Here is a 12489-nt window from a genome sequence, read left to right on the forward strand (position 1 = left end):
GCATTTTCAGAAAAAATTACCCCCCACTTGCACATCGTAGGAGGTAATTTGTAATCATTTATTATGGTATATTATTCGCCGTCATTTGCAACGGTGACGCTCGGAACAAGCAGTCTGGTGGTTATTTGCACGATACAGAACCGTGCCAAGCAGTAAGGCGGCCAGCAAAATCGCGAGCAACGCTTCGGGATATTCGGTTGTTTTCTCGCCCGTATTGGGGACGCGATCCGACTTCGGAACGCTACCCGTATTCGCCACTTTGTTTCGTCCGGCTATACCGCTGCCGGTCAGTTGTTTATCCGAGGCCAAGAGGCAAAATTGCTCTGGCATCTCAACTAGGCTGAGCAGGTCGAAATATGTGCCGGCTGTTTCTTTGTCTGTACCGGCCGGGGTGGGCGGATTTGGAGCCGGCGGCAAGGGCATTTGCCGCCATTCTGCCGTGAAGGTATGAGTCCCTTTCACCTGATATGGGGCGCCGGGCTTGTATTTCGAACCTCTCCAGTATAGGAAAGTATAACCATCTTTGGTCGGAGCTTCCGGCAAAGTTATATAATCGTCTTTCTTTACCCTAAAGGTCTTGGGATTCGTTTCGCCGTGCCAATTGCCCCCGGCAGGGTCAACGGTAATCGTAAATTCTTCCGCTGCCGACGGGGGAGCCGGCGGATTGGGGGACGGCTGCTCAGACCCGGCATTGCCAATTTTTAAGGTGTCGGAAATTGCATACCCTATGGCCTGCCCATCCTTCGACAGCGGCTGCACAACGAATTTATAGGTGCCATCGCCATTCGCTTGGATCAATTTGCTCATATCGCACTGGTTTATCACGCCAACTTTGCCCGGTAATTGTGCGCCATCTTTTTGAAGCGGCTGATCATTTTTATAAAGCACGACCTCGTACTGTGCCTCATCCACTTCATCCCATTCAGCAACTTCACCGATCCATTTTGCCTTGAAATCTTTCCACAACGCGGTCACGGTAAGCGCTGCCGTGACTTTTATCTTTTCGCCCGGTTTTTTCGAATCGCTGTTTACTGACCACGCCTTAAAGACCTTACCCTCCGGCGGGGTAAATCTAGAAGCAGGCAGTTCAAATTCAGCATTCTTAGTCTTCTCCACCGCTTTCATCGTGCCGCTACCACCAACTCCCGGGGCAAAGGTAATCTTGACTTTATCAACTGACGGCGGAAGCGGAGACGGCGGATTAGGTACCGGCGGATTATGTTCGACGTCCGGACCTTGCGGATTTATTTGTTTCGATCCGAAAAAGGACTCCGCATGCGTCGGAAGACCAGTAATGTCGTTCCAGTATAACGGTTGATCACTATCGGTCAAAAGCGTAAGCCTGCGCCCATTCTTCGCCTCGCCGACCGTCCGCTTGAAAACCGTTACCCCAGTCGTATAAGCTTGGCCTTCGCCGCTTTTACCGTAGACATTACCGCCGAACAGCAGAGCCTTGCTGACCGTGATTTTTCCTGTACCGTTGACAGCGTCGCCGCCACTGCCGTGCGTACCGCTACCACCGATGGCAATCAAACTGCCATCTCCGGCAATTTCGCTGTTATTCAACTGCAAAGCATCGCCGGCGACCGAAGTGGTAGCTGTACGACCGCCGCCGTAAACGCCTAAAGTCGATCCTTTGGGAATATTAATCTTACCATTTTCCACCCGCAAAGCCGGTTGCGCCCTCAAAAGACTTCCGTCATCGTGATGACCCGTAGCCGAATCATCACCCCTGATAAACACATCGCCTTGTATATTCACCGTACCGCGCGCAACCACCACCGGCGTTTCAACTAGTTTTGCCTTTCTGGTATCCGTGAGGGAATTGGCATTGGAATAAATTTTGGATGAGGCTAAAGTCGCGCCATCTTCCAAAATCAGTTGTCCATTAATCATCGCCCCGTCAATAAATTTTTTCTCGCCTCCAGGTTGGACTTCATGGTTCATCGAAAAAGTGCCACCGTTTTCGACGACAACCTTGCCGTAAATTGAAGTATCTTTAAGGCTAAATTTAGCACCGTTTTTTACCACGATTTTAACACTGCTGTTAACGATCATATTAACCATGGTTAAATTGGCCCCGGAGGGAATAATCAGCGTATGTTTGGTGGGTTTGTCCTGTTCAAGGCCTTCTCCCAAGCGGCCGTACACCCCTCGCGTATTAGAACCGTACCAAGCTTTGATTTCCGGGGGAACGGTGACTTCATTGTTGCCGTCATGTGTAAATTGCGGAATGACCCACGGCTCCATATCCCAGATGTATTTACCGTCCTTCATATGCCGCATGCTGTCGGCCGAAAGTTTTAAATAATCACTCAGGACTTCATTCGTGCCGAAAACTTTAAAATTTAAAGAATTGGAAATGACATTGTTTCCGGCCGCATCCTGTACGGTTACCGTTACCGGATATATCCCGGTCTTATTCGGCGTTCCCGACAAAGTTATCGCGCTATCGTAAACGTTGTAGACACCTACCATGCCTGAATCAGGCGAAAGGTCAATTTTAAAGTTTTTGCGATTGCCGGATAAGTTTTTAGCTTGGTTCAAGGGCTTCCAGGCCTCATTCGGTACCGGCGCGTTCGGATCGGCAACTTCGGCGGCCTGCACTTGCACGTCGCTGTTTTTATTTGCCGTGACTTGAGTACTGGCTCCGGAAATCGCGTCATACTTCAACTGACCCTGAATCGCGCCTTCAAAATGGCCGACAAGCCTGATTTTCAAAAACTTTTTGAGCGTCGACGAATCGTCCGCCTGCAGGGCAAGCTCCGTATCGGCCTTCATATCGCGCACGTATTTATAGGTGTATTTTTTGCCATTATTCAATTCAATAGTTATAAGTCTATCGTTTGTCGGTGAGTGGAAAATGATTTGACCAGCCGCGAGGTCGATATAATAACCACCATTGAAGACTTGATATTTACTGTCCTTCTTTTCTTGCTTTATACTGTCGAAAAAAACATCAGTGATCTTTGCCGCGGTGTCCTTAGGCTCAAGTTGCAAAACGGCGTTGCCAAAGGAAGAGTCTTCTGAATTGGTAAGTTTCGGGGCGTTAGCATCTGTGATACCGTGTTCAGAAGTGCCGGGATCATCCGGCGTACCGGGCTGCGGTTTGGGAGTGACCGGATTTTGCTTGCCTGTTTGCAGAGTGAACGTACCCATCGATCCTTCATTTTTGGCAAATGAGTAGCTATACTCTTTACCATCTTTCATCTCCAGAGAAAGCACATCGCCGGTGGCAAGTTTCGGCATGTAAATAGTGTTACCGGTAATATCCAAGTAGTATTTACCCTGTGTGATGTCATTTTTTGAAGTAACCTCTTTCATTTCATTCCGGTTCAATTTAAGGCCATTCAAATTGCCGATAATACCTTCCGGTTTAACTATTATTTCAAACTGATCGAAGATCAAAAAACTTTTCAGCTGCGGTGCAGCCGATGCATCACTCGCCTGCACCGTGGGGTCGTAATTAAAGGAAAACACCCCGATAAGCGCAGCCAGCCAAACCGCCGTCAATTTTTTAGTCCACGTCTTCATTCGCATCATTTGTTCCATCGTTTGTTTCATCTTTGTTCCCTGCCGATCGTCATAAGTTAATAATGCCAAACTTCCGTCAAAAAGTTTAGCAGAGTTAACAGGCTTGTCAACAGATTTCGGGCCATACTTCGATTGACAAGGAAATTTTTTTATCTTAGAGTAGAAGTAATGTAGTTTAAAAAACTAGATGGCACTTTTGCGGCCGATGGGGGAAAGGAGCGGAACGGACTGATGAACGACACCAACAAAGTTAGCTGGACGAACGGAAAAAATGATATTGACACAACCGAGTTCAAAACGGGTACGTTGCACTTGCCACGCTGGCAGGACTTGCCGGACAAAGAACTTACCAACTGTGAACTGGTCAAATATATCAATTCAATTTTGTGCTGTTTTCCCGGCCGTATTCGCCCCATCACCACCACTATGGTGCAGAATTACGTGAAAATTCAACTACTACCGCGACCGGAAGGCAAGCGTTATGATCGCCGTCACCTCGCTTGGGGTTTGGCCATCAGCCTGTTGAAAAAAGTGTTGACCATACACGAAATAAGCAAATACGTCCGCTTGCAAATGGAGATCGCCCCCTTGGCCAATGCGTACAACATGTTCATCGACCAGCTTGAATCCGCCGGTAAATATGTCTTTTCACCAACCGTCATCGAGGAAGAAACCGTCTGTTTTCCGGCTTATCAAGTAAACCGCAGTGCCGCCGTTCTATGCAACATTTGCCATGCCATCGCCTTGAAACTGATGGCAGAAATCTTTTTAACTGAAGAAGACTTTGCCGCTTTTTATTTAAATTCCTCCCCCCGAAAGGAGATAACCAAATGATTTATCAAAAAGGTATTCAACATTACAACGAACCGGCCTATACGGATATGCGGGCTATGCTCAAAACACTCGCCGATAAATTTGGTGATTGGCCGGCCTACGGTTATCACCTCACGCCTAAAGACGCTACCGTTAACAAAACTTATTCCCGACTGTGGCAAGACGTTCAGGAACTTGGCACCGGCCTTGAAACCATGCAATTGCTGGCCCCCCATGACCATGCCGCCATTATCGGTGAAAACAGTTATGCTTGGTCACTGGCGCACATAAGTATAATTTTAAACGCCGCTGTTTCCGTCCCGTTGGACAAAAATCTGGCGATTTCTGAACTCATTTCTTTAATTAATCGCGGCCGCTGCCGCCTGCTGTTCTGCGACCAAAGCTACCTAAAATACCGCAACGAACTTTTGGCCGGATGCCCGACAATCCAAGCCTTGATAATTTTACACAAGCCCGAAGAGATACTTAATTTAACCGCCGAGAAACAAACCGAGCCCGCCAAGGTGCCGCTCTATACCTGTGGGGAAATTATGGCCGCCGGAGCCGGTGCTTTAGCCACCGGTAACACGACATTCGCCACTGTTCATCTTGATCCCCACGCCGCCGCCGGGCTATTTTTCACCTCCGGGACAACCTCCGACTCCAAAGGGGTGCTTTTGTCACAAGACAATATCCTGCAGAACTTCCGCAACGGAGTGCGTTCCCTGTATTCCCGCAAAGGCAGCCGCGTCCTGTCCATTCTGCCCCTCCACCACACTTTTGAAAACACGGTCGGTATGTTCGCTCAGCTTTCTCACCACAACTGCATTTACTTCAATGACGGGTTACGCTATTTTTTGAGTAATATGAAAGAATGGAAAATCCAAACCATATTGGCCGTGCCTCTTTTACTCGAAAATATTTACAAACAAATTAACCAAAAACTGGACAAAACCGGCAAGCGCAAGTTAATTAACTTTATGCGGCATCTTTCGCATTTGCTTTTAAAATGCGGCATCGACTTGCGGCGCCAGATTTTTCGCCCGATCCTACAACAATTCGGGGGTGAGCTGCGCCTGATCATCGCCGGAGCGGCCGCCTTGGATCCGAAAATCAGTATTTTTTTCAATGATATCGGCATCGACTGCATGCTCGGTTACGGGTTGACCGAAGCCGGCCCGATGCTGGCTGCCAATTGTCAAAAAATGCTACGCCCCGGGTCAGTCGGACAGCCCTTGGCCGATCACGAAATCAAGATTGACAACGGTCTTGATTACAGCGATGCCAATCACACGGGCGAAATTCTTGGGCGTTCCAAAAGCATCATGCTCGGCTATTATGAGAATCCCGCGGCCACAGCGGCGGCTATCGACAGCGATGGTTGGCTGCACACCGGCGACGTTGGCTACTTGGACAAAGATGGGTGTCTGTACATAACCGGGCGAGTCAAGTCGATGATCGTACACACTAACGGCAAAAAGGTTTTTCCGGAGGAATTGGAAACCATCCTACAACACATCGACGGCATCGGTGCCGCCTTTGTCTGGGGCGAACCCAATAATCGCGGCACGATTGATATTTGTGCCGCCCTGCAAATCGACCGCAATTCTTTGCCGGTTGAAATACGCGAAAAACTGAAATCTGCCGCCTCTGCCAAAACCGCTGCCAAAGCTGCCGAAGTTGTCGCCACCTCTGCCAAGGTAGACGCCGCCGAAGCAGCTGGGGCTACTGGAGACAACGCAGCAAGCGACCCTGCCGACGCCATCATCGTCGACTGGTTGGACAAGCAAATCGCCGCAGTCAATGAAACAACACCGCAGTATAAGTTCATTCGCTATTTCCTTTGGTGCGAAAAAGGCATGTGTCTGTCGACCACACTCAAAGTGCGGCGGCAGCTTGAGCTGGAACGCTTGCATAAATTTTTGGCAGCAAAGAACTGCACAATCAAAGATGCCAATCGGCAAAAAATCGAGGCCTAGCGCTGGCGGACTCAGTTCATGCCTTGGGGCTTGGGACTTAGCAGCCACGGTACGACAGAGTCTCACCGCCAGCCACAGCTTTAGCATGATTGCGATCGCGTTCATTCCCCTTCCCCATGTTCCCCCGATTTTCCCAAACTTCCGCCTCGCCTGCCAGCTGCAGTTTACGCCAAACCTCCAAGTAAGCTTAAATACATTTAGCAATTTTATTAAACTTCATAGCCAAGAAAAGCAAGCTTTTCGTTTAATTTGTAAACTACTTCTTGCATTTTGCCCGATATTTTGTAAACATATACTAGTAGCTACCTCAAGTAACTACTAGTATGATCGTACAATTTTAAAAGTGAGGGAGATGGTATGACACTCATTCGCCTGTTGGAGCAGTTTAATTTTACTGAATCAGAAGCCAAGGTTTACGTGGCTTTTTTGGAAAACGGACCTTGTACCGGTTATGAAATAAGCAAGCTTTCCGGTGTCCCCCGCTCAAAGATTTACAACATCATAGAGAGTCTCCTCCAAAAAGGTGCGCTGAGCTACACGCAATCCGAACGGGCCAAAATCTACCGCGCCGAATCGGTTGACACCTTAAGCACGGTAATTCGCAAAAAAACCGATGCTAATTTAGCCGAGTTAAAGCAGGCATCGGCTTATCTAAGCCCGCCCAAAGCAGATCAACAGATTTGGGAATTGGCCGACTGGGACATTGTACAAACACGAGCCATAAATATGATTCAAAGCGCGCAGGATCAGTTGATGGTTCAAATTTGGTCAAATGAGTTAACCCCGGCGATCGAAGCTGCTCTGCTGAAGAAGGAAAAAGAACTGGAAAAATTTATCATTATTTATTACGACTTGGAAAAAACCCGCAAAACTGAATTGCACCGTATTTACCACCACGGTTTTGAGGAAGAAAAGCTGAAAGATATGAACGGCCGTTGGATGCTGATTACGGTCGACAGGAATCATATGCTTTACGCCAACCTGAACGAAACCGGCATGACCAAGGCAATCTATACCGAGGAAGCATCGATGGCACTTTTCGCACGTGAATACATCCTCCACGATGCCTACTGCTTGCGAATTTTGGAGCATTTACGCGCAAGTGCAGTCGAAGAGTTCGGGGCGACTATGAAAAAAGTAAGAGATGTTTTTAAATTAAACGAATAATGGAGGGAATTTTATGTTGGTAAAAGCTATTCTTTGCTTGATAGTAATTGTAAACGGTTGGTTTGCGATTACGTTTATCAGGGACTTGCTCAAGCACAAAAACGATGTCATGAAGGAACCCGGCAATCCCATTGTTATGGGCATTGTGACCTTTCTAATGTTTCTTCTTTCAACTTTCGGGATCTCCGACTTTGCTATCGGCTCATCTTTATACCCCAAGGCAAAATGGGTGGATGACAAAAAGCTGCCCGGAACATTAAACACTGAATGTGTTATCCCGGTTGCTGTAATGGCTTTGGCCTATATTTCATCGATTAAAGTCGGACTGATTACTCTGGCCACGGCCATCATTTGTCAGATTGTCGGTGCTTATGTAAGCCCGCGTTACGTCACCAAATTGCCCGCACGTGTAATCAAAATTTTCGTTTCAATTGGCCTTCTCGTTGCCGGTCTGTTGATCCTTGCCGGTAAATTCGGCCTGTATCCTGCGGGGGGCGAAGCTACCGCCCTGTTCGGCGGCAAACTCGTTCTCTTCGCTGTACTTTGCGTACTGTACGGTGCATTGAACAACATCGGTATCGGCTCCTACGCCTTAACCATGGCCACCGTTTACGCCTTGGGTTTAAATCCGGGTGTCGCTTTCCCAATCATGATGGGTGCCTGCACCTTCTCCGTGCCTATCGGCTCCATTCAATTTATCAAGTTAGATTCGTACAGCCGTAAAATCACCTTATTCACCTCTACTTTAGGCGTGTTGGGAGTTTTGGTTGCCGCTTTCGTCGTAAAAAGTTTAAACACCTCCGCCTTGCAATGGATCGTGGTAATTGTCGTGTTGTATTCCGCTATTTCAATGCTTAAAGGCGCAATAAACTTGAGAAAAAAGGAGAAATTATCCGAATGAAAATTGTTGTTTTAAATGCTGATTCAATTAAACAAGTTCTATCTATGAAAGACACTATTGCCGCCGACAAAGAAGCGTTGAAAATCTATTCTGATAAGAAGAGCAACATCCCTTTGCGCGCCAATCTGGACATCCCTGAGCACGATGGGCAGAGCCTTTATATGTACGGCTATGTTGCTCCGGCCAAAGCTTCCGGTGTCAAAATCGTTTCCGTCTATCCCCACAACATCGAACGCGGTTTGACCAGCGTCCCGGCCACCATGATAACGTTAAACAGTGAAACCGGTGAAGTTAATTGTTTGATGGACGGGACCTATCTAACCCAGCTGAGAACCGGAGCAGTTGCCGGAGCGGCCACCGATGAGTTGGCGCGTAAAGACGCATCTATTTTTGCCTTGTTCGGCACCGGCGGCCAAGCGGCAGCTCAGCTCGAAGCCGTGTTAAACGTGCGGAACATAAAAGAAGTTAGAGTATTCGATATTTCAGCTGAAAGACGTGAAAACTTTGCCAGAGTTATGCAAGAAAAATTCGGCCCTGCCTTCGGGGTCACCATTAAAGCAGTCGCCGATGCTGCCACAGCCGTTCAGGATGCGGATATCATAACCACCGTAACCACCGCCAAGCAAGCTGTTTTTGACGGCAAACTGGTTAAGCCGGGCGCACATATTAACGGTGTTGGCTCTTATACACCGGAAATGGCAGAAGTGCCTGAATATCTGGTAACCCATGCCGATAAAATTTATGTTGACACGTGGGACGGAGCCGTCAATGAGTCAGGTGATTTGATCCAGCCGTTAAAGAAAGGTGTGCTCAAAGAATCGCAAATAACCGGAGAGTTGGGGGCTAAAATTGCCGGAAAGATTCCCGGACGTGAATCCGACTCGGAAATCACCTTCTTTGAAACCACCGGCAGTGCTGTTCTGGATCTCGTCGTCGCCCAGAAAGTATACGAAGCCGCTGTCAAAAAAGGCATCGGTCAGGTTATTGAGCTTTGAGGTGGCGGTTTCAGGTTCCAGTTCGATTTCGTCTCCGCAATGAAATATTGCGTTACGCAACAAATTTTGCGTTGGATAACCTTTCAATTAATTAATTGTTGTTGCAAATAAAAGCAAATAAAACTCGGCGTAAGCGGCAAAATGCCGTTGGCGCCGAGTTTTTTGCCCGAACATTAAATTGAAAAGAATCACAAATTACGGTAAAACTCGCGTAAAGCCGGATAAAGTTCCCTATAATTTTTATATTTATTTTTGTAATAACCAGCCTCTGCCGCCCGTGGATAAAACACCTTACCGGCAACCATCTTCGCCTTAGCTATCGCCGCCGGCGCGACCTTGTTAAACCCTGCATAAGCAAGCAGAGCTGCCCCGTAGCCGGCCCCACGTTCGCCCTCCGGTTTCGTTAGCGGCAGTTGCAAAACATCGGCCATTATTTGACACCACAGCTCACTTTTTGCACCACCCCCAACCAAAGTTGATGCCGTTACCCTAATTCCTAAGTTTTCGGCCACTTCTATACAGTCTTTAATCGAAAACGCGACACCTTCATATATTGCAACGAGCATTTCTTGGCGAACCGTGCCAGCCGTCAGGCCCAAAAAACCGGCGCGCACAGTGGTATCATTGAGCGGTGAACGTTCGCCCATAAGGTAAGGCATAAAATATACCGAATTATGCAAAAATTTTTCCTCAGCAGGCTGACCGGACCTGTTTTCTCCGCCGATTATGTTTTCCGTCCACCATTTATAACAAGATGCGGCCGATAGCGTGCAGCCTAGGAAATGATACTTACCGGAAGCATCGGCGAAAGCATGTAAACCGGCTTGTGCATCTTGACGAAACTTGTTTAACGGCATAAACACGGTGCCGCTGGTGCCTAAAGAAATATTGCAATCACCCTCATTAACCGTGGCGGTGGCAATGGCGGCTGCCGCGTTATCGCCGGCGCCGGCAACGACCCGGGGTAGATTTTTCAGCCCCCAAGCGCACTGTATTTCCGGCCTTATCTCGCCCACAACTTCCGAGCTTTCGTGCAACCGTGGCAAAACATTTTTGTCAGGCAGACAAAGGCGGCACATTTTATCCGACCAGCTACCAGCAGCCACATTGAGCAGCAGCGTACCGGAAGCATCAGAAAAGTCCGTAGAAACTTCACCCGTAAGCATATAAACTATATAATCTTTAGGTAACAACACATGTGCCAGCCGAGCAAAGTTTTCCGGCTCATGTTTTTTTAGCCAGAGCAGTTTAGGGGCAGTAAATCCGGCGTAGGCAATGTTTCCGGTTGCTGAAATCAGTTCTGCCTTACCGACCTGCTCATTAAGAAAAGCGGTTTCAACTTCTGTGCGTGTGTCATTCCATAAGATCGCCGGGCGAATCACCTGGCCATTTCGGTCAAGTGCCACAAGCCCGTGCATTTGTCCACCGACCCCGATAGCTGCAAGCTGATCACAACCGCTTTCCTGCAAAAGCTTTTGCACCTCACTTTTTATCACCCGCCACCAATCGGCCGGATCCTGCTCCACATAGCCGGGGTATGGGAAACTGAGCGGGTAATCTGCCGTAACGCTCCTCACAATATTCGCCTCAGAATCCAGCAAACTGATTTTTACCGCCGATGTGCCAAGGTCGATTCCTAAATAACTCATGTGTCACTCCTCATAATAATTTGCGGCAGATACTTTTTTGAAGCATCCGCCGCTTTTCAGTTGATTAAATTTGTAGCCGCCACATTCTACTTATTCGATGAGCCCTCTTAGCGGATCAAAGATTTCCGTTGAAAATTACGTTATTAACGACACTTTCAAGATATTCCTGCCGCCCACTATACAACTTAGGCTCGCCTTTCTTCAATGCGTAAGCCTCCAATTCCGGCAAACCGGTTTTACCACTCAAGATTTCAGCACCGATGCCCGACTTATAACTAGCATATTTTTCCGCTACGAAACGATCAATTCTGCCATCCTCAATCAGCTGTTGCGCCTTAATCAAGCCTAAGGCAAACGTATCCATGCCCAAAATATAAGCATAAGCAATATCTTCCGGGGTAAATGACGGACGACGCACTTTAGCATCAAAGTTCAAGCCTCCGTTGGTAAATCCACCGGCCTTCAAAATCTCATACATGGCCAAAGTCGTATCATAAATATTGCCCGGGAACTGATCGGTATCCCAGCCCAGATTGCTGTCGCCCTGATTGGCATCAACCGAGCCGAATACCCCGAAGGTACGCGCCATGCGTAACTCATGTTGGAAAGTATGACCGGCCAAAGTAGCGTGATTAGCCTCAATGTTTACTTTAAAATCACGCATCAAATCGTATTTTTCAAGGAAAGCAACGCAAGTGGCGACATCGAAATCATATTGATGTTTAGTGGGTTCTTTTGGCTTAGGTTCAATATAAAAGTCACCCGTATAACCTTTAGAATGCGCATATGCAACCGCCATTTTCAGCATTCTTGCATAATTATCCATCTCCAGGCCGACATCAGTGTTCAGCAAGGTTTCATAGCCTTCCCGGCCGCCCCAGAAAACATAGCCTTTACCGCCAAGCGCGATGGTAGCATCGATGGCATTTTTCAACTGAGTGGCGGTCCAAGCAAACACATCCGCTTCGCAAGATGTGGCTGCCCCGTGCATAAAACGAGGGTTGCTGAAACAATTCGAGGTTCCCCATAAAAGCTTAATCGAAGTTCCGGCCATCTTTTGTTTCAGGTAAGACACCATTTCCTGCAAATTTTCGTTGCGTTCCTGCAAACTGTTACCTTCTGGAGCCAAGTCGGCATCATGAAAACAAAAATATTCGATATTTAATTTTTCCATGAAATCGAAAGCCGCATCCACTCGGGCTTTGGCCAAGGCCAGCGGTTCAGTTTGCCCGTCATATATTCGGCTCATCGTCCCCGAACCGAACTGGTCTTGCCCGGTCGCCGTCATGGTGTGCCACCAGGACATCGCGAATTTCAGGTGATCCTTCATTTTTTTACCGGCAATCACCGCTTCAGGATTGTAATACTTAAATGCAAACGGGTTGGTAGACTTGCTTCCCTCATATTTTACCTTAGGGACATTTTCAAAAAATTTCATTTTATTCACTCCT

8 protein-coding genes are annotated in these 12489 nt (G+C 47.8%); 5 read left to right on the forward strand and 3 right to left on the reverse strand.

Annotated features, from left to right (window positions below):
* Positions 1 to 81: 81 nt before the first annotated feature.
* Positions 82 to 3564 (reverse strand): InlB B-repeat-containing protein, encoded by a 3483-nt coding sequence (locus HMPREF0868_RS08100; RefSeq protein WP_012993996.1) that lies wholly within the window; start codon positions 3562 to 3564, stop codon positions 82 to 84.
* Between the two features lie 201 nt (positions 3565 to 3765).
* Here HMPREF0868_RS08100 and HMPREF0868_RS08105 point away from each other — a divergent pair, with 201 nt between their 5' ends.
* The 5 genes from HMPREF0868_RS08105 (at position 3766) to HMPREF0868_RS06825 (ending at position 9389) form a co-directional block, all read left to right on the forward strand.
* A complete protein-coding gene (locus HMPREF0868_RS08105) occupies positions 3766 to 4368 on the forward strand; it encodes a DUF1836 domain-containing protein (protein ID WP_012993997.1) in 603 nt (200 codons plus the stop codon).
* Complete coding sequence (locus HMPREF0868_RS06810; RefSeq protein ID WP_012993998.1) at positions 4365 to 6326, forward strand: AMP-binding protein; 1962 nt, start codon at positions 4365 to 4367, stop codon at positions 6324 to 6326. The genes HMPREF0868_RS08105 and HMPREF0868_RS06810 overlap by 4 nt, the downstream gene beginning before the upstream one ends.
* 357 nt (positions 6327 to 6683) lie before the next feature.
* The gene (locus HMPREF0868_RS06815; RefSeq protein ID WP_012993999.1) at positions 6684 to 7493 is read left to right on the forward strand and encodes a TrmB family transcriptional regulator; all 810 of its coding nucleotides are present in this window, start codon (positions 6684 to 6686) and stop codon (positions 7491 to 7493) included.
* A gap of 13 nt (positions 7494 to 7506) precedes the next feature.
* The gene (locus HMPREF0868_RS06820) at positions 7507 to 8394 is read left to right on the forward strand and encodes a sulfite exporter TauE/SafE family protein (protein ID WP_012994000.1); all 888 of its coding nucleotides are present in this window, start codon (positions 7507 to 7509) and stop codon (positions 8392 to 8394) included.
* Positions 8391 to 9389: an ornithine cyclodeaminase family protein gene (locus tag HMPREF0868_RS06825; protein WP_012994001.1), complete on the forward strand. Its 999-nt coding sequence runs from the start codon at positions 8391 to 8393 to the stop codon at positions 9387 to 9389. Before HMPREF0868_RS06820 ends, HMPREF0868_RS06825 begins: the two co-directional genes overlap by 4 nt.
* 188 nt (positions 9390 to 9577) lie before the next feature.
* Here the strand turns inward: HMPREF0868_RS06825 and xylB are convergent, their stop codons facing one another.
* Both xylB and xylA read right to left on the reverse strand, forming a co-directional pair.
* Entirely contained in the window at positions 9578 to 11038 is a 1461-nt protein-coding gene (gene xylB, locus HMPREF0868_RS06830) for a xylulokinase (RefSeq protein ID WP_012994002.1), read from the reverse strand.
* A 115-nt stretch (positions 11039 to 11153) separates the two neighbouring features.
* On the reverse strand, positions 11154 to 12476 hold the full coding sequence (gene xylA, locus HMPREF0868_RS06835) for a xylose isomerase (protein ID WP_012994003.1): 1323 nt from the start codon (positions 12474 to 12476) through the stop codon (positions 11154 to 11156).
* Positions 12477 to 12489: the final 13 nt, after the last annotated feature.

This window comes from Mageeibacillus indolicus UPII9-5 (assembly GCF_000025225.2).
Taxonomy (GTDB): domain Bacteria; phylum Bacillota; class Clostridia; order Saccharofermentanales; family Fastidiosipilaceae; genus Mageeibacillus; species Mageeibacillus indolicus.